The sequence below is a fragment of the Pseudomonas alloputida genome, from assembly GCF_021283545.2.
Lineage (GTDB): Bacteria > Pseudomonadota > Gammaproteobacteria > Pseudomonadales > Pseudomonadaceae > Aquipseudomonas > Aquipseudomonas alloputida.
In genome coordinates, this window is the sequence record NZ_CP128540.1 from 4,937,651 (window position 1) to 4,955,776 (window position 18,126).

An 18,126-nucleotide genomic window follows, 5' to 3' on the forward strand; every position below is an offset into this window, starting at 1 on the left:
AGCTAGCCCGCTTCGAATAACGCCATGGCCTCGACATGCGCCGTCTGAGGAAACATGTCGAGAATCCCGGCCCTTTTTAACCGGTACCCCTGGCCGACCAGCACTTGGGCGTCTCTCGCCAGCGTGGCCGGGTTGCACGATACGTAGACCAGCCTTCTGGCCTTGAGGCGGGCGATGCCTTGCACCACCTCGAAAGCACCGTCGCGCGGTGGATCCAAGAGTACCGCAGAAAAGCCCTCGGCGGCCCATCCGGTGCCTGCCAAAGGCTGCGATAAATCGGCCTGAAAAAACCGTGCGTTATGCACATTGTTGTTCCGGGCATTGGCCGCGGCCCGATCGACCATGGCCTGTACACCTTCCACTGCCACCACCTCACGCGCCTGGCGGGCCAGCGGCAGGGCAAAGTTGCCCAGACCGCAGAACAAGTCCAGCACACGCTCGTCGGCTTGTGGAGCGAGCCAGGCCAAAGCCTGCTCGATCATCGCCGTATTGACCTGGGCATTCACCTGCACGAAATCGCCCGGGCGCCAGGCCAGCTCCAGCTGCCAGGGGGCCAGGGCAAAGCCCAACTGCGCCGCTGGGTCCACGGGCGCCGGCTCACCTTCGCCTTGCAGCCACAGCTGGGCGTTGGCCTGCTCGCAGAACGCTTGCAACCTGGCCTGGTCCTCAGCCGGCAATGGCGCGACGTGGCGCACCAGAACCGCCTCGGCGGTGCCACTGAAAAGCTCTACATGGCCCAGCGCCTGCGGCTTGCTCAACGAACGCAGCACGGTCGGCAAGTGCCGCAAAATGGACTGCAAGGGTTGTACCAGCACTGCGCAATCGTCGATGGCTATGATGTCCTGGCTGGCTTCGGCGCGGAAGCCCACCTCCAGCTGACGCGCCTTGACGTCCCAGCGCACGGCGACACGGGCCCGGCGCCGGTAGCCGAATTCCGGCCCGCTCAGGGGGGCAGCCCACGCCTCGGGTTGCACGCCGGCCACCCGCTGCAACTGCTCGGCGAGTGTGCGCTGCTTCAGCGCCAGTTGCGCTTCGTGCGGCAGGTGCTGCAGGTTGCAGCCACCGCAGCGGTCGTAGTAGCGACATGGCGCCTCACGGCGCTCGGGCGCGGCCTGCAGCAACCGCTCCAGGCGGGCCTCGACCACTTTGCCACGGGCGTTGAGCACCCGCGCCTCCACGGCCTCACCGGCCAAGGCACCGCTGACGAACCAGGTACGCCCGTCGAGGAAGGCGATGCCACGGCCGTCACCGGCCAGGCGCTCGATGTCCAGGCGCTGCTTCTTGCCCACTGGGACCTGCGGGGTGCGATTGCCGCCGGCCGGCTGGAAGCGCAGGCCGCTGTTGCTTTTTTTCTTGGACATTTAGCGTGGATCAAACAGGCCAGTGGACAGATAACGGTCGCCGCGGTCGCAAATGATCGCAACCATGACCGCATTTTCCACTTCGCGGGACAGACGCAACATGGCCGCGACCGCACCACCAGAAGACACGCCGCAGAAAATGCCCTCTTCACGCGCAAGGCGACGGGTGGTGTCTTCGGCTTCCTGCTGCGACATGTCGACCACGCGGTCGACGCGGGTGGCGTCGAAGATTTTCGGCAAATATTCCTCGGGCCAGCGGCGAATGCCCGGAATAGCCGAGCCTTCCATCGGTTGCAGGCCGATGATCTGCACCGCGGGGTTCTGTTCCTTGAGGTACTGCGAGCAGCCCATGATGGTACCGGTGGTCCCCATGGAGCTGACGAAATGGGTAATGGTGCCCTGGGTCTGCTGCCAGATCTCCGGGCCGGTGCTGTTGTAGTGGGCGATCGGGTTGTCGCCGTTGGCGAACTGGTCGAGCACCAGGCCACGGCCTTCGGCCTGCAGCTTCTCGGCCAGGTCACGGGCGCCTTCCATCCCCTCCTCCTTGGTCACCAGGATCAGCTCGGCGCCATAGGCCGTCATGGCGGCCTTGCGCTCGGCGGTGGAGTTGTCGGGCATGATCAGGATCATCTTGTAGCCCTTGATCGCCGCCGCCATCGCCAGGGCGATGCCCGTGTTGCCGGAGGTGGCTTCGATCAGGGTATCGCCTGGCTTGATCTGGCCCCGCAATTCGGCGCGAGCGATCATCGACAGGGCCGGGCGGTCTTTCACCGAGCCGGCAGGATTGTTACCTTCGAGCTTGAGCAGGAGGGTATTGCTGGTTTCGCCAGCGATGCGCTGCAGGCGAACCAGTGGCGTATTGCCGACGCAATCGGCGATGGTTGGGTACTGCAAGGTCATGGCGTATTTCGCAATCCGGACGGCGGGGGTGCCTATCATACCGGCAAACCCTTCGCGGCCATATCACGCAATCTGTAGTGCATATAGCTACAAGCTATAACGGTGTGACATGTGCTGGCTTCTTCGCGGGTGAACCCGCTCCTACAGGGGATTCGCAAGCCTGTAGGAGATTCTATGGCCGGAGGCAAATTTTCAGTAAAAACGCCATCGGCCTCTCTCAGCAACCTCGAGGTACGAGTCAGCGTGCCAGAGAATTTCTCCCCAGCATTGGATACTGCCCGTCAGTTTGGGCGGGCTGCGTTGCAGCCCCAGCCTCAGCTGGCCGGCTTGGCACCTCCGGTATATATCTCGGGCTTCCAGTCGGCCTGATGCCTCATCAGGCCGAAGGCCAGCCGAGCCAAGCGACGTGCAAGGATCACCAAGGCTTGAGTGGTTTTCTTCCCCCGGGCTTGGTGATGGGCGTAATACTGCTTCCAGGTCGCGGTTCGACTGCCGCTCATCGAGGCGTTGTACAGGAGTCTACGGACCTCCGAGTCTCCGCGCTTGCTCAACTTCCCTCTGCCTGCCCATTTACCGGATTGGGAAACCGTTACATCCATGCCTAGATAAGCGACAAAGGCGTCGCTGTTCTTGAACTCGCCGCGCATGAAGGACATCACCAGGCCGGCAGCCGTTAAGAAACCAACACCCGGAAGCCTCTGAACACGGCGCATCTGATCGGAAAGCCCCGCCTTCTTGATCACCGCACGCAGCTGTTTTTCCAGCGAAAGCTCTATGCGTTCGAGCACTTCCTCAACACGTTTGAGTTCTGAGGCAAACAATTTGTCGCCCGACAAGCTCATCCGCAGCATGCCGCGCACTGCTACAAGTTTGGCGCGGCGGCGCAGCAGCACCTGGATCTCACGATGCCCGGCTGGTGGCGGAGTCCAAGCCTTCAAAGAGCCCCGCTCGTTGCTCAGGAAGCGGGCGAGCAAAGCGGCATCATGGGCATCTGTTTTTGCCCGTATAGCAACACTTTCCCGGTACTTACTCAGCCTCAGCCCATCGATAACGTATACCGCGAAGCCCGCAGCATGGGCTTGCTCCGCCATTTCCATGTGATAGGTACTGGTCGCTTCGATGGCCAGCGCTGAGCCTTTGGGCAGCGTCTTGAGCCAGGCTTTGATTGCTTTCGGAGTGTTAGGGATGGCGAAGGATTTGGTATTCGGAGCGGCTTGAATCACCAGTTCATCTTTGGAGGTGTCCACGCCAGCTTCGATTGGGATTGCGGACATTGCCATGAATAGCTGCTCCTTGTAGCGTAGTGTGACTTGAAGGGCACACCCTGGCGCAGGCTTGCTTCTATTGTCGCTTGCTCGCGAGGCATTCCTTATCGGCGCTTGGGTGTTGAAAGGAGGAGGGGTGATTTCTCCTACGGTCTGTACTGCGCGAACAGTCAGAAGCGAGTTATGGCCCTCCTCCTCCCTTCAAGTCCTACCATACAAGCGGGTTTACCCGCGAAGAGGCCGGCACATGCAACGGCAACCTCATCCACAAGCGCAACCCGCGTTTGCCATTCTGCGCCCACAAGGTGCCGCCCTGGCGCTGGATGGCACTGCGGGCGATGCTCAGCCCCAGGCCGAAGCCACCATCCCCGGGCCGCGAACCGTCCAACCGCGAAAACGGCGCGAAGATCCGTTCCAGGTCTTCTTCAGCCACCCCGCCACCCTCATCCTCAAGCCACAACCACCAATAGCTACCCTCACGCTGCCCACCCAACCGCACCACACCCTCGGCCGGCGAGTGGCGAATGGCATTGCGCAAGATGTTCTCCAGCGCCTGAGCCAGGTGGTTGAGGTTGCCCTGCACCCAGCAGTCGGCCGGTACTTCGCAGCGCAGTTGCGCAGGCGACCAGCCGCTCTCGTAGCTGGCATTTTCGGCCAGCAACTCCCACAAGGCGTGGACCTCGATCGGCTCAAGGTTCATCGGCGCACGCTCGGCGTCCTGCCAGGCCAGTTGCAGGGTGTCTTCAACCAATTGCTGCATGCAGTCCACTTCACGGATCAGGCGATCACGCAGACGCTGCAGGTCGGTTTCACCATCGCAGGCCACCCGCAGCCGGCTCAGCGGCGTGCGCATTTCGTGGGACAGGTCGCGCAGCAACTGCTGCTGCATAGCCACCGTGCCTTGCAGCCGCTCGGCCATCTGGTCAAAGGCACGCGCCAGTTCGCCCAATTCGTCATGCCGGGCGATGGTGCGCGAGTCCAGGCGGGCCGACAGCTGATCGGCCCGCCAGGCATTGGCCTGCTCGCGAAGTTGGTTCAGCGGCACGATCAGCATGCGGTACAGGCCTACACACAACAGCAAGGTGAACAGCCCCGGGATGATGCCGTTGGTGACAATGCGCCACAGCAAGCGGTGCTGGCCCGGATTGAAGCGCTGCGGCAGTTCGATCACCAGCATGCCCTGCTCCGGCGCCCCCGGGAACGGTATGCGCACCCACGGCTGGTCGACACTGCGCCGACTCATCGGCCAATCGACACCGCGCAGGCGCGTCAGACGCTGCATGATCTGTGGGTTGAGTGTGGCGCTGTCGAGCGGGCGCAGGTTGATGTCGAGCACCCCGACCCAGCCCCGTTCGCGCTGATGCATGGCCGCCACCCACTGGTCCAGCCCTGCCCGCCCGCCACTGCGCCAGGCCTGTTCAGCTTCGGCGGCATAACCCCGCAAGGTCTGGCGTGCCGGCTCCGAGAGGAAGGCATTCTGGGTTTCCATGTGCCGGCCCCAGGTATAACTGAGGCCGATCATCAGCAGGCAGAAGCCCACCAGCAAGATGGCCAGCTTCCAGAACAGCGAATGGCGGTCGAGCATGGTTCACTCCGCCTCGCTGGCACTGAGCACGTAACCCTTGCCCCACACGGTGCGGATCTGCCGTTCGTGATAACCGATGCCCTTGAGCTTGCGACGGATCTGGCTGACGTGCATGTCCAGGCTACGGTCATGCCGTGAATAGCCGCGCTGCAACACGTGCTGGTACAGGAATGGCTTGCTGAGGACTTCGTCGAGGTTGCGGTTGAGGATGTCCAGCAGGCGGTATTCGCTGGGGGTCAGGCCTGCCAGGCGGCTATTCAGGCGCACGTCGCACAGCCTTTCATCAAACTGCAGCTCGCCGCAGCCGGCTTGCTCCAGCGGGCCCTGATGCCGCCGCTCCAGTGCCACGCGGCGCAGAATCGCCTCGATGCGCACCTGCAACTCGGCCATGCTGAATGGCTTGGGCAGGTAATCGTCGGCGCCGCGCTGAAAGCCGCTGATACGATCCGCCTCGGCCCCCAGCGCCGACATCATGATCACCGGTGTGGTGCTGTGCCTGCGCAACTGCGCCAAGGCGTCCAGCCCATCAAGCCCGGGCAGCAGGATGTCCATCAGCACCACATCGAAAGCCTGGCGGCCAGCCGTTTCCAGGCCCTCCAGGCCATTGCGGCACCAGGTGACCTGGCAGCCGCCACGCTGCAGCTCTTCCTGCAGATAGGCACCAAGCACCGGGTCGTCCTCGATGGCAAGGATGTTGGTGTTGTAAATAGATACAGGATTCATTGGCAACTGCCATGCATTCTCAATTGCGTGATTATTGAGCATTCGCCACCTGCCAGGCAACCGCACTGCGACCAATGCCTCGGCAACGGCGCATAACACGTACTAAAGAGATGCAATGGTGCGGCAGGCGGAGTAACTTCGCGGCTTGGCCGTTACCACTTGACGGCATCCAGGCACATCAGAGGAGGCGAGTGTGCTCGATCGCTTGGGAATCCGCAGCCGGGTACTGCTGCTGGCACTGCTACCGGCCGGCTTGATGGCCCTGGTGCTGGGTAGCTATTTCACCTGGCTGCAACAGAACGACCTGCGCACCCAGCTGCTGCAGCGCGGCAAGATGATCGCCGAACAACTGGCGCCCCTGGCCGCACCCGCCATGGCCCGGCTCGCGCCTGCGCAACTGGAGAGAATTGCCGCACAAACCCTGGAGCAGGCCGATGTGCGCGCAGTGGCGTTTCTGGCCCCGGACCGCACGCGCCTGGCCCACGCCGGCCCGAGCATGCTCAATCTGCCGCCCAGCGGCGGTACCGGCACCCAACTCCTGCAGCGCAGTGGCAACGACGCCACCCGCTACCTGATGCCAGTTTTCGGCCACCACCGCGACCTGGCCACCGACGCCGTGCCGGCCGAAGCCGAGCGCCTGCTGGGCTGGGTAGAGATCGAGCTGTCGCACGACGGCACGCTGCTGCGCGGCTACCGCAACCTGTTCACCAGCCTGTTGCTGATCCTCGCCTGCCTGGCACTCAGCGGCCTGTTGGCGCTGCGCATGAGCCGCACCATCAACGACCCCATCGAACGCATCAAGCACGCGGTCAATCAGCTCAAGGACGGCCACCTCGAAGAACGCCTGCCGACCATGGGCAGCCATGAGCTGGACGAACTGGCCCACGGCATCAACCGCATGGCCGAAACCCTGCAGAATGCCCACGAAGAACTGCAACACAGCATCGACCAGGCCACCGAAGACGTGCGCCAGAACCTGGAAACCATCGAAATCCAGAACATCGAGCTGGACATGGCGCGCAAAGAGGCACTTGAGGCCAGCCGCATCAAGTCGGAGTTCCTGGCCAACATGAGCCACGAAATCCGCACCCCGCTCAATGGCATCCTCGGCTTTACCCACCTGCTGCAAAAAAGCGAGATGACACCGCGCCAGCTCGACTACCTGAACACCATCGAGAAGTCTGCTGACAACTTGCTGGGAATCATCAACGAGATCCTCGATTTCTCCAAGATCGAGGCCGGCAAGCTGGTGCTCGACAGCATACCGTTCAACCTGCGGGACCTGATCCAGGACACCCTGACCATCCTCGCTCCGGCCGCCCACGCCAAGCAGCTGGAATTGCTGAGCCTGATCTACCGCGACACACCTGCTTCGCTGGTAGGCGACCCGTTGCGGCTCAAGCAGATCCTCACCAACCTGGTCAGCAACGCCATCAAGTTCACCCGCGAAGGCACCATCGTCGTGCGCGCCATGCTGGAAGACGAGCACGAAGACTGCGCGCAGTTGCGCATCAGCGTGCAGGACACCGGCATCGGCCTGTCACCTCAGGATGTGCGCACACTGTTCCAGGCCTTCAGCCAGGCTGACAACTCACTGGCCCGCCAGCCCGGCGGCACCGGTCTGGGGCTGGTGATTTCCAAGCGCCTGATCGAACAGATGGGCGGCGAGATCGGTGTCGACAGTACCCCGGGCGAAGGTTCGCAGTTCTGGATCAGCCTCAACCTGCCCAAGGCTCATGACGATGCCGAAGCGCTGCCACCGCAGCCATTGCTGGGCCGCCGTGCCGCCATTGTCGATGGCCACGAACTGGCGCGCCAGGCACTGGAGCACCAGCTGGAAGACTGCGGCCTCAGCGTGAGCCTGTTCGCCTCCTACGACCAGTTGCTGCAGGGGGTGCAGGCCGCCAGCCAGGCCGGCCTGCCCTTCGAGTTCGCGGTGCTCGGTGCCAACCTGGGTAACCTGTCGCCCGAGCAACTGGGCCATTATCATCAGCAGCTCGAGCGTTACCACTGCCAATGCGTAGTGCTGTGCCCGACCACCGAGCAGGCGCTGTACCACCCGTACCTGCCCAACGGCCATGGCCAGTTGCTGTCCAAGCCGACCTGCACCCGCAAGCTGCGGCGCCTCTTGCTGGAGCTGGTGCAACCTCGCCGTCCGCTGGCCGAGGGGAGCAACCCCAACGGCCAGCGACGACCGAAAATACTCTGCGTCGACGACAATGCCGCCAACCTGCTGCTGGTAAAAACCCTGCTCGAAGACCTGGGTGCCGAGGTACTGGCCGTCAACAATGGTTATGCGGCGGTACAGGCCGTGCAGGAAGAATTGTTCGACCTGGTGCTGATGGATGTGCAGATGCCCGGCATGGACGGCCGCGCCTGTACCGAACAGATCCGCCTGTGGGAGAACACCCAGAGCGGCAACCCGCTGCCGATCGTCGCCCTCACTGCCCATGCCATGGCCAACGAAAAACGCGCGTTGTTGCACAGCGGCATGGACGACTACCTGACCAAACCGATCAGCGAACGGCAACTGGCCCAGGTGGTGATGAAGTGGACCGGCCTGAGCCTGGGCACACCGCAGCAGGCGCAGGCCGAGCTGCTGACCAACGGCGACGAACTGAAGGTACTCGACCCCGAAGAGGGCCTGCGCCTGGCCGCTGGCAAGGCAGATCTGGCCGCTGACATGCTGAGCATGCTGCTGGCCTCCCTGGATACGGACCGCGAAGCCATACGCGCCGCCCGCGCAGCCGATGACCGAAATGGCCTGATCGAGCAGGTACACCGTCTGAACGGTGCCTCACGCTATTGCGGCGTGCCGCAGTTACGGGCAGCGTGTCAACGCAGCGAGACCTTGCTGAAGCAGGACAATCCCCAGGCGCAGCAGGCCCTGGATGAACTGGACAGCGCGATCAGCCGGCTGGCGGCACAGGCCAGATTGAGCGCTTGAGGGGATCTGGGCCACGCTGGGCATGCCTTGACAGGCAGTGACCCACCCAAGACATGCATTGCAAAGGAGTTCGACCATGCGCGCCCTGTTGTTCAGCAGCCAGCACTACGATCAGGAAAGCTTCACCAAGGCTGCCGGCGGCACCGCCCTGGAGCTGCATTTCCAGCCCGCCCGCCTGACCCTCGACACCGCCGCCCTGGCAGATGGCTTTGAGGTGGTCTGCGCCTTCATCAATGACGAACTCGACGCGCCGGTGCTGCAGCGCCTGGCCGCCGCTGGCACGCGGTTGATCGCCCTGCGCTCGGCCGGCTACAACCACGTCGACCTGGCCGCCGCCCAGCGCTTGGGGCTGGCCGTGGTGCGGGTGCCGGCCTACTCGCCACACGCCGTTGCCGAGCATGCCGTGGCGCTCATCCTGGCACTCAACCGGCGTCTGCATCGGGCCTACAACCGCACCCGCGAAGGTGACTTCACCCTGCACGGGCTGACCGGCTTCGACCTGCACGGGAAAACCGTCGGGGTGGTCGGTACCGGCCAGATCGGGGTCGCCTTCGCTCGCATCATGGCCGGTTTCGGCTGCCAGCTGCTGGCTTACGACCCCTACCCCAACCCAGAGCTGCTGGCCCTTGGCGCCCGCTACCTGCCCCTGCCCGAGCTATTGCGCGAAGCCCGCATCATCAGCCTGCACTGCCCACTGACCGAGCACACTCGCCACCTGATCAACGCGCAAAGCCTGGCCCAGTTGCAGCCCGGCGCCATGCTGATCAACACCGGTCGCGGTGCGTTGGTCGACACCCCGGCGCTGATCGACGCACTGAAAAGCGGCCAGCTTGGCTACCTGGGCCTGGACGTCTACGAAGAAGAAGCCCAACTGTTCTTCGAGGACCGCTCCGACCTGCCCTTGCAAGACGATGTGCTGGCTCGGCTGCTGACCTTCCCCAACGTGATCATCACCGCCCACCAGGCTTTCCTCACCCGCGAGGCGCTGGATGCCATTGCCGCGACCACACTGGACAACATCAACCGCTGGGCGGCAGGCAATCCACAGAACCTGGTGATGGGTTAATGCTAGGATACGCGGCATTTCTGGAGGACCCATGGTCGAACACGATTTTCGCTACACCCTTTTCAACCCGCAACACACCCTGATCGAGTGCCGCGCTTTGGTGCCGGGCCGCTATCAGGTCACGGGCAACGGCGGTTCGATGCAAAAAGGCGACAGCCTGCTGGTCACGCTCAAGGGCAGCAAGGATTTGTCCATGCGCCTGACCGTGGAAAGCGTGCGCCACCTGATCAACCCACGCGGCCAGTGGGTGGCCGTGGCGAACGGCCCGGTATTCAACGAGCTGGAAATCCTCACCTGGCAGGTCGAGTGCGATCGCTGCGATGCGGTGCTGGGCTTCGAGTTCGCAGTAGACGCCAAGCTCGGCAAGGCAGCTCGTCAGCCGGCTGCCAGCGCCCGTATCGCAGAGCTGGGCTGGGCCAGCCGTGGCGAAAAACACCTGTGTCCGCGTTGCCAGGAGAGCGCCGAGTGAAGAATCTGCTGACCGGCGTGCTGATTGCAACCGGCCTGCTCGGCTGCGCCACTGAACCTTCCAGGCTGCAGCAGGAACGCAGCTACGTGCTGGAGTGGATTGGCGAACGACCACTGATCGACTACAGCCACCTGACCTTGACCCTGGCCAGCGACGGCCGTGCCTATGGCAACGGCGGCTGCAACCACTGGTTTGCGCCTTACACGCTCGATGGCGAACACCTGAGCTTCGGCAAGGTCGGCAAGACCCGCAAGCTGTGCGCACCCGCGCTGATGGAACAGGAAAAGCGCTTCCTGCAGGCGCTGGAAACGGTAGAGCGTTGGGATGTGTCACCGGTGGGGCAGATGCGCTTCTGGCCAGCCGAAGGCAAGCCGCTGCGCTTCTGGCCCGAGGAAGGCTGAGGATTGCCGGGGCCGCGAAAGCGGCCCCGAATGCATCAGGCGCCTTTCAGGGCCTTGATCTTGGCCTGCAACCCTTCCAGGGTCTGCTCGCCCATCAACTGCTCACGCACCTTGCCCTTGTCGTCGATGATGTAGGTCACCGGCAACGCCTCGCTGCGCGGCAGGTCATAGCGCTCGGCCGGGTCCTGGGCAAGCACGGTGAAACCGATACCCAGGGTTTCGGCAGCCTGCTTCAGGTCCTGCCCCTGCAGGCCATCGAAGTTCACCCCCACCACCTTGACGCCATCAGCCGCCCATTGCTTGGCCGCCGCGTTCAGTTCCGGGATTTCGGTACGGCACGGTCCGCACCATTCAGCCCAATAGTTGAGCACCAGCCAGTGCCCTTCGATCTGTTCGGCCTTAACCGTATTACCGTGTTGGTCCACGCCGTAATCGGCACCGCAACCACCGAGCAACAGGCTCGCGGTGATGGCCAGTACTGCTGCCAGACGCCTTGCCATGGGTCAATCCTTCTCGAGTTTTAAAGCAAATTGGTCAGTCGCTGCGGTTAGAATAGCCGCCACACCCAGCTGGATGCGACCCGACATGACTGACCTCACGCTCTATCATAACCCGCGCTGCTCGAAATCCCGCGGCGCCGTGGAACTGCTCGAAGCCCGCGGCCTGGCCCCGACCATCGTGCGCTACCTGGAAACCCCGCCCGACGCGGACACCCTCAAGGCCCTGCTCGGCAAGCTGGGCATCGCCCCGCGTCAGTTGCTGCGCAGCGGCGAGGACGAATATAAAGCGCTGAACCTGGCCGACCCGGCACTGACCGACGCGCAACTGATCGAGGCCATGGCCCAGCACCCCAAACTGATCGAACGGCCGATCCTGGTTGCCGGCGACAAGGCCGTGGTCGGTCGCCCGCCGGAAAAGGTGCTGGAGATCCTGCCGTGAGCGCGCCCTACATCCTGGTGCTGTATTACAGCCGCCATGGCGCGACCAGCGAAATGGCCCGGCACATCGCCCGCGGTATCGAGCTGGCCGGCATGGAGGCGCGTCTGCGCACGGTGCCGGCTATTTCCACCGAATGCGAAGCGGTGGCCCCGGATATTCCGGCCAGTGGCGCGCTGTACGCCACCCTTGATGACCTGCGCCACTGCGCTGGCCTGGTACTGGGCAGCCCGACCCGCTTCGGCAACATGGCAGCGCCACTCAAGTACTTCCTGGACGGCACCAGCAGCCTTTGGCTCGGCGGTGAGCTGGTCGGCAAACCGGCTGGCGTGTTCACCTCCACCGCCAGCCTGCACGGCGGCCAGGAAACCACCCTGCTGTCGATGATGCTGCCGCTGATGCACCACGGCATGCTGGTGATGGGCCTGCCCTACAGCGAGTCGGCACTGCTCGAGACCCGTGGTGGCGGCACGCCTTATGGCGCCAGCCACCACGCAGGCGCCGATGGCAAGCGCGAACTCGACCCACACGAAATCGCCCTGTGCCGCGCCCTGGGCCAACGCCTGGCGACCACGGCCAAGGCCCTGGAGGCGGCGCGTGGCTAGAAAGCCCAAGGCATTGCCGCCGGTCCAATGGCTGGTACCACGCCTGCGCCTGACGCGGGCATTGAGCCTGGCATGCTTCTTCGGCCTGATCGCCCTGCTGGTGGTGAACAACCTGTGGTTCGCCAACCTGCATGGGGCCAGGGTCGAGGTGATCCTGGCGATCGAGCTGGTGCCGTTGCTGTTGCTGTTGCCAGGCATGCTGAAAGGCAGCGCCCGGGCGCATGCCTGGACCTGCTTCGTGGTGAATATCTATTTCATCAAGGGCGTGCTGGCGGCGTTCGACCCGGCGCGGGCGGTATTCGGCTGGCTTGAAGTGCTGGTGAGCCTGGGGCTGTTCATTGCCGGGCTACTGTACGTGCGCTGGAAGTTCCAGCATGAGCGGCGCATGGCGGGCGAAGGCAGTTAGATTTTTCGCGGGCACGCCCGCTCCCACAGGTACTGCACAGGCCTTAAGTGCGGTGCGATTACTGTGGGAGCGGGCATGCCCGCGAATGGGAGCAACACAAGGCTCAATGGTTGACGGTGTGCGCCAGCATCACCGACAACTGGCACAGCGGCCGCCCGCTCTCTGCATGCCACTGGTTGAACGCCTGCTGCACCAGAGCCAGGTCGCGCTGGCTGGTTGGCTGCTTGTCGATCACCTTCTGCGCAATCAACGCCGCTGCCATGTCATCGGTCGGGATGAACGTGTCCTTGCCGACCATGCGCAAGAACCGTGGCGCCGACAACCCGCCCAACTGGTTGCCGTGCTTGGCCAGGTACTTCCACAAGCCGACAATGTCGGTCACTGGCCAATCGGCGATGAATGCACCAAAACTGCCATGCGCCTTGGCGATATCCAGCACCATTTGCGCATTGCGTGGCACGCTCTTGAGCTTGCCCAGGTGGCGGATAATGCGCTCATCCTGCATCAACCGCTCCAGATGCTCGGCGCCCATCAGCACCACTTTCTCCGGGTCGAAGCCAAAGAACACCTGCTCGAACGCCGGCCACTTGGCATCCACCAGGCTGTGCTTGAGCCCCGCGCGGAACACGCGCAGGGCCAATGTCGACAGGTAGCGGTCGTCACTGATGTCGCGCAGTTGCGCCGGCGTGCGCGGCTGCGGCAGGAAAGCCTCCAGCGCCTGGGCCGAACCAAAGCGGTTCAGGCAATACTCATGCAACCACTGGTAATCACGCATGGGCTCAGATGTTCAGCACGTCGAGGAAACGCGGGGTAGCGTTTTCGTCGATCTTCAGGCTGGTGAAGTCAAACAGGTTCCGGTCGGCCAACTGCGACGGTGCCACATTCTGCAGGGCACGGAAGATGCTCTCGGTACGGCCCGGGTGCTTGCGTTCCCACTCCACCAGCATGTCCTTGACCACCTGGCGCTGCAGGTTTTCCTGCGAGCCGCACAGGTTGCACGGGATGATCGGGAATGCCTTCATGTCCGAGTAGGCCTGGATGTCCCTCTCGCTGCAGTAGGCCAGCGGGCGGATCACCACGTTGCGGCCATCGTCGGCGCGCAGCTTCGGCGGCATGCCCTTGAGCGCACCGTTGAAGAACATGTTGAGGAAGAAGGTTTCGACGATGTCGTCGCGATGATGCCCCAGCGCCATCTTGGTAGCGCCGATTTCGTCGGCGAAGGTGTACAGGGTACCGCGGCGCAGGCGCGAACACAGCGAGCAAGTCGTCTTGCCTTCGGGTACCAGCTCCTTTACCACCGAGTAGGTATCCTTCTCGACGATGTGGTACTCGACCCCCAGCTCCTTGAGGTAGGCCGGCAGTACGTGCTCAGGGAAGCCCGGCTGTTTCTGGTCCATGTTCACCGCAACGATCTCGAACGTGATCGGTGCCACCTTCTGCAGGTGCAACAGAACGTCGAGCATGGTGTAGCTGTCCTTGCCGCCGGACAGGCAGACCATGACCTTGTCGCCATCCTCGATCATGTTGTAGTCGGTGATGGCTTCGCCAGCGAGACGACGCAGGCGTTTTTGCAGTTTGTTCTGGTTGACCGAGAGGGTGCCCATAGCGCTTGGATCCGCGAGGTGTGACAAAAGCCGGCTATTTTACGCACAAACGCGACGCCGCTGTAGGCATTCCGATAAAGACTTCATTGTAATCAACAGCACGGCTTACAGCGCAATTTGCTCTAAAAAGCGCGGTTTATGTAGGTAACGGCTTCCTATACTGCGACATAAGGCCACATTACCGCTTGCATCGGTGTTAGGGCCTCGGGCCGCTTACGCTCCATATTGGGGGGCGTTTGGCAACATTGAGAGGAGTGATCGGCATGATTCATCACGTTGTGGGGCTGTTTACCCATCCCGATCAGGAATGGCGGGAGATTCGTGGCGAAGAAGAAACCATCAGCCACATGTACCTGACACACACCCTGATCCTCGCGGCGATTCCGGCCGTTTCGGCGTTTATCGGCACTACCCAGGTGGGCTGGGTGATCGGTGACCGACCAGCAGTGATGCTGACCATGGAAAGCGCAATCTGGATGAGCATCATGTCCTACCTGGCCATGCTCGCCGGAGTGGCGGTAATGGGCGCGTTCATCCACTGGATGGCCCGCACCTACGATGCCAACCCGTCCATGGCGCAATGCATCGCTTTTGCCACTTACACCGCCACCCCCTTGTTCATCGGCGGCCTGGCGGCGCTTTACCCGCACCTGTGGCTGGGCATGCTGATCGGCACTGCCGCCATCTGCTACACGGTGTACCTGCTGTATGTCGGCTTGCCGACGTTCATGAACATACCGTCGGATGAAGGCTTCCTGTTCTCCAGCTCGGTGCTGGCAGTGGGCTTGGTAGTACTGGTGGCAATCATGGCCGCTACCGTGATTATCTGGGGACTGGGCGTGGGGCCCGTCTACACCAACTAGAACAGACCGAACCAACACTGGGGCATCAACCAGGGGCCGCCGCAAGGCGGCCTCTGGCTGTGCGCTGACCGGTGACTCGGCAAGCCACCTGCGCTTGCGGCATAATGCCTGGTCAGGAGAACCGCCCCGCCATGCCCGAGCAGCTCAAACAACGCGTCGAAACCTGTTACCAGCAAGCCGAAGCCTTTTTCAAACGCCGCTTCCCGCGCCCCGAAGTCAGCTTCAAACTGCGCGGGCAAAAAGCCGGCGTCGCCCACCTGCACGAGAATCTGCTACGTTTCAACCTGCAGCTCTACCGCGAAAACCAGGAAGACTTCCTGCGCCAGACCGTGGCCCATGAAGTGGCACACCTGGTTGCCCACCAACTGTTTGGCGACCGCATCCAGGCCCATGGTGAAGAGTGGCAGCTGATCATGCGCGGGGTGTATGAACTGCCGCCCAATCGTTGCCACAACTATGACGTGCAACGGCGCGCAGTGACCCGCTACATCTACCGCTGCCCGTGCCCGCAAAGCGACTTCCCGTTTACCGCGCAGCGGCACAAGCTGGTGCACCAAGGGCGGCGATACCTGTGCAAGCGGTGCCGGGAAGTCCTGGTGTACAGCGGCGAGACGCGGGTCGAATAGATCGGGGGTCGTACAATTCCCGAGACGTGCGCTGCCCCGCGTAGGAGCGGGTTTACCCGCGAAAGGGCCGGAACAGGCAATGCACAAATCCCAGGCATAAGAAAGGCGACCCGAAAGTCGCCTTCCTCTACCCGCCTGCGCCTTACTTCTCGACGAAGGCACGTTCGATCAGGTAGTCACCCGGCTCGCGCATGCGCGGGGAGATCTTCAGGCCGAAGCTGTCCAGCACTTCGCTGGTCTCGTCGAGCATGCTCGGGCTGCCGCAGATCATCGCGCGGTCGTCTTGCGGGTTGATCGGCGGCAGGCCGATGTCGCTGAACAGCTTGCCGCTGCGCATCAGGTCGGTCAGACGGCCCTGGTTTTCGAACGGCTCGCGGGTCACGGTCGGGTAGTAGATCAGCTTGTCGCGAACCGACTCACCGAAGAACTCGTTCTGCGGCAGGTGCTCGGTGATGAACTCGCGGTAGGCCACTTCGTTCACATAGCGCACGCCGTGCACCAGGATCACTTTTTCAAAGCGCTCGTAGGTTTCCGGGTCCTGGATGACGCTCATGAACGGCGCCAGACCAGTGCCGGTGCTCAGCAGGTACAGGTGCTTGCCAGGATTCAGGTCGTCGAGGACCAGGGTGCCGGTAGGCTTCTTGCTGATGATGATCTCATCGCCTTCCTTCAGGTGCTGCAGCTGCGAGGTCAGCGGGCCGTCCGGCACCTTGATGCTGAAGAATTCAAGGTGCTCTTCCCAGTTTGGCGAAGCGATGGAGTAGGCACGCATGAGCGGACGGCCGTTGTCCTGCTGCAGGCCGATCATCACGAACTGACCGTTCTCGAAGCGCAGGCCCGGGTCGCGGGTGCACTTGAAGCTGAACAGGGTGTCGTTCCAGTGGTGCACACTGAGGACACGTTCGTGGTTCATGTTGCTCATCGATGGGGCTCCTGAAGAAAAACGCGCGCGCAAAGCGCACAGTTGCGCAATAGTTTAGGGGCAGCGACAATATCTGTTAACTGGATTATCAAGATATGTGTTATCGGTTATATCGATATGCGATTCACACTCCGTCAAATGCAAGTCTTCGTCGCCGTCGCCCAGCACCAAAGCGTCTCTCGGGCCGCCAGCCTGTTGGCGCTGTCGCAGTCGGCCGCCAGTACCTCTATCACGGAACTGGAGCGGCAATCGAGCTGCCAGCTGTTCGACCGTGCCGGCAAACGCCTGGCCCTCAATGCCCTGGGCCATCAATTGCTGCCACAAGCAGTAGCCCTGCTTGACCAGGCCAAGGAAATCGAAGACCTGCTCAACGGCAAATCCGGTTTCGGCTCACTGGCGGTCGGCGCCACGCTCACCATCGGCAACTACCTGGCCACCCTGCTGATCGGCAACTACATGCAGACACACCCGGAAAGCCAGGTAAAACTGCATGTTCAAAATACTGCGCATATCGTGCAACAGGTCGCGCACTACGAAATTGATCTGGGTCTAATCGAAGGTGACTGCAATCACCCCGACCTGGAAGTTCAGCCGTGGGTCGAGGACGAACTGGTGGTGTTCTGTGCGCCACAGCACCCACTGGCGAAACTGGGCCGCGCCGATATCGAAAGCCTTTCGCAAGAGGCGTGGATCCTGCGCGAACAAGGCTCAGGCACGCGCCTGACCTTCGACCAGGCCATGCGCCATCACCGCGCCAACCTCAATATTCGCCTGGAGCTGGAGCACACCGAAGCGATCAAGCGCGCGGTGGAGTCGGGCCTGGGCATCGGTTGCATTTCACGTCTGGCCCTGCGTGACGCCTTCCGCCGTGGCAGCCTGGTACCTGTGGAAACACCGGAGCTGGACCTGCTGCGCCAGTTCTACTTCATCTGGCACAAACAGAAGTACCAGACCTCGGCCATGCGTGAGTTTCTCGAGCTATGCCGCAACTTCACTGCGGGCTTTACCCGCAGTGACGAGATCGTGCTGCCGCCGATCGCTTAAAGCAGGATCACACCCCACACCAGCGCCACCATGGTCAGGGCCACCAGCTGTGCGGCGCTGCCCATGTCCTTGGCATTTTTCGACAGCGGGTGGCGCTCGAGCGAAATGCGATCGATGGCCGCCTCCACCGCCGAGTTGAACAGCTCGACGATCAGCCCCAGCAGGCAAACGGCGATCATGATTGCCCGCTCGGCGCGGCTGACCGGCAGCCAGAAGGCGATCGGGATCAGCAGCACGTTGAGCAGCACCAGCTGGCGGAATGCGGCCTCGCCCTTGAAGGCGGCACGCAGGCCGTCCAGCGAGTAGCCAGCGGCGTTGAAGATGCGTTTGAGGCCGGTCTGGCCCTTGAATGGCGATGTCATGTGAGTCACTTCACAGCAGAAAGGCCAGCAGACTAGACCGG

General features: G+C 62.6%; 20 protein-coding genes. 10 read left to right on the forward strand and 10 right to left on the reverse strand.

Annotated features, from left to right (window positions below):
- Positions 1–2: 2 nt before the first annotated feature.
- The 5 genes from rlmD to LU682_RS22910 form a co-directional block, all read right to left on the reverse strand.
- Entirely contained in the window at positions 3–1,361 is a 1,359-nt protein-coding gene (rlmD, locus tag LU682_RS22890; RefSeq protein ID WP_010952714.1) for a 23S rRNA (uracil(1939)-C(5))-methyltransferase RlmD, read from the reverse strand.
- A complete protein-coding gene (cysM, locus tag LU682_RS22895) occupies positions 1,362–2,261 on the reverse strand; it encodes a cysteine synthase CysM (RefSeq protein WP_010952713.1) in 900 nt (299 codons plus the stop codon).
- Positions 2,262–2,575: 314 nt separating this feature from the next.
- Positions 2,576–3,541: an IS110-like element ISPpu10 family transposase gene (locus LU682_RS22900; protein ID WP_010951808.1), complete on the reverse strand. Its 966-nt coding sequence runs from the start codon at positions 3,539–3,541 to the stop codon at positions 2,576–2,578.
- A gap of 193 nt (positions 3,542–3,734) precedes the next feature.
- Positions 3,735–5,111, reverse strand: a complete 1,377-nt coding sequence (locus LU682_RS22905) for a sensor histidine kinase (RefSeq protein ID WP_010952712.1) — start codon at positions 5,109–5,111, stop codon at positions 3,735–3,737.
- Positions 5,112–5,114: 3 nt separating this feature from the next.
- Positions 5,115–5,834 carry a response regulator transcription factor gene (locus LU682_RS22910; protein WP_049588153.1) on the reverse strand — a complete coding sequence of 240 codons (720 nt, stop codon included), beginning with the start codon at positions 5,832–5,834 and terminating at the stop codon, positions 5,115–5,117.
- 193 nt (positions 5,835–6,027) lie between these two features.
- Here LU682_RS22910 and LU682_RS22915 point away from each other — a divergent pair, with 193 nt between their 5' ends.
- The 4 genes from LU682_RS22915 to LU682_RS22930 all read left to right on the forward strand — a co-directional run bounded on the left by LU682_RS22915 (position 6,028) and on the right by LU682_RS22930 (position 10,717).
- Complete coding sequence (locus tag LU682_RS22915; RefSeq protein WP_010952710.1) at positions 6,028–8,781, forward strand: response regulator; 2,754 nt, start codon at positions 6,028–6,030, stop codon at positions 8,779–8,781.
- Positions 8,782–8,857: 76 nt separating this feature from the next.
- Positions 8,858–9,847: a 2-hydroxyacid dehydrogenase gene (locus tag LU682_RS22920; protein ID WP_049588155.1), complete on the forward strand. Its 990-nt coding sequence runs from the start codon at positions 8,858–8,860 to the stop codon at positions 9,845–9,847.
- Positions 9,848–9,878: 31 nt separating this feature from the next.
- Positions 9,879–10,316, forward strand: a complete 438-nt coding sequence (locus LU682_RS22925) for a hypothetical protein (RefSeq protein ID WP_010952708.1) — start codon at positions 9,879–9,881, stop codon at positions 10,314–10,316.
- On the forward strand, positions 10,313–10,717 hold the full coding sequence (locus LU682_RS22930; protein WP_014592116.1) for an META domain-containing protein: 405 nt from the start codon (positions 10,313–10,315) through the stop codon (positions 10,715–10,717). Before LU682_RS22925 ends, LU682_RS22930 begins: the two co-directional genes overlap by 4 nt.
- Before the next feature lie 35 nt (positions 10,718–10,752).
- Here the strand turns inward: LU682_RS22930 and LU682_RS22935 are convergent, their stop codons facing one another.
- Positions 10,753–11,217 carry a peroxiredoxin family protein gene (locus LU682_RS22935; protein ID WP_010952706.1) on the reverse strand — a complete coding sequence of 155 codons (465 nt, stop codon included), beginning with the start codon at positions 11,215–11,217 and terminating at the stop codon, positions 10,753–10,755.
- Between the two features lie 85 nt (positions 11,218–11,302).
- On the opposite strand from LU682_RS22935, the gene arsC reads away from it, so the two are divergent.
- The 3 genes from arsC to LU682_RS22950 are packed head-to-tail and all read left to right on the forward strand — an operon-like array spanning position 11,303 to position 12,664.
- Positions 11,303–11,656 (forward strand): arsenate reductase (glutaredoxin), encoded by a 354-nt coding sequence (arsC, locus tag LU682_RS22940; RefSeq protein WP_010952705.1) that lies wholly within the window; start codon positions 11,303–11,305, stop codon positions 11,654–11,656.
- Positions 11,653–12,258, forward strand: a complete 606-nt coding sequence (wrbA, locus tag LU682_RS22945; protein WP_003252400.1) for an NAD(P)H:quinone oxidoreductase — start codon at positions 11,653–11,655, stop codon at positions 12,256–12,258. Before arsC ends, wrbA begins: the two co-directional genes overlap by 4 nt.
- Positions 12,251–12,664, forward strand: a complete 414-nt coding sequence (locus LU682_RS22950; protein WP_010952704.1) for a DUF2069 domain-containing protein — start codon at positions 12,251–12,253, stop codon at positions 12,662–12,664. Before wrbA ends, LU682_RS22950 begins: the two co-directional genes overlap by 8 nt.
- A 103-nt stretch (positions 12,665–12,767) precedes the next feature.
- Here the strand turns inward: LU682_RS22950 and LU682_RS22955 are convergent, their stop codons facing one another.
- Positions 12,768–13,439: a DNA-3-methyladenine glycosylase I gene (locus LU682_RS22955; protein WP_010952703.1), complete on the reverse strand. Its 672-nt coding sequence runs from the start codon at positions 13,437–13,439 to the stop codon at positions 12,768–12,770.
- Positions 13,440–13,443: 4 nt separating this feature from the next.
- Positions 13,444–14,268 (reverse strand): tRNA 2-thiocytidine(32) synthetase TtcA, encoded by an 825-nt coding sequence (gene ttcA, locus LU682_RS22960; RefSeq protein ID WP_010952702.1) that lies wholly within the window; start codon positions 14,266–14,268, stop codon positions 13,444–13,446.
- 263 nt (positions 14,269–14,531) lie between these two features.
- On the opposite strand from ttcA, the gene LU682_RS22965 reads away from it, so the two are divergent.
- A complete protein-coding gene (locus LU682_RS22965; RefSeq protein ID WP_003252385.1) occupies positions 14,532–15,131 on the forward strand; it encodes a Yip1 family protein in 600 nt (199 codons plus the stop codon).
- 131 nt (positions 15,132–15,262) lie between these two features.
- A complete protein-coding gene (locus LU682_RS22970) occupies positions 15,263–15,757 on the forward strand; it encodes a SprT family zinc-dependent metalloprotease (protein WP_010952701.1) in 495 nt (164 codons plus the stop codon).
- 142 nt (positions 15,758–15,899) lie between these two features.
- Here LU682_RS22970 and fpr read toward each other — a convergent pair whose 3' ends face one another.
- On the reverse strand, positions 15,900–16,679 hold the full coding sequence (gene fpr, locus LU682_RS22975) for a ferredoxin-NADP reductase (protein ID WP_003252381.1): 780 nt from the start codon (positions 16,677–16,679) through the stop codon (positions 15,900–15,902).
- Between the two features lie 117 nt (positions 16,680–16,796).
- Here fpr and finR point away from each other — a divergent pair, with 117 nt between their 5' ends.
- Positions 16,797–17,723, forward strand: a complete 927-nt coding sequence (gene finR / locus LU682_RS22980; RefSeq protein WP_003252379.1) for a LysR family transcriptional regulator FinR — start codon at positions 16,797–16,799, stop codon at positions 17,721–17,723.
- Here finR and LU682_RS22985 read toward each other — a convergent pair.
- Entirely contained in the window at positions 17,720–18,085 is a 366-nt protein-coding gene (locus LU682_RS22985) for a diacylglycerol kinase (protein WP_010952700.1), read from the reverse strand. The two genes, finR and LU682_RS22985, sit on opposite strands and share 4 nt — an antisense overlap.
- Positions 18,086–18,126: the final 41 nt, after the last annotated feature.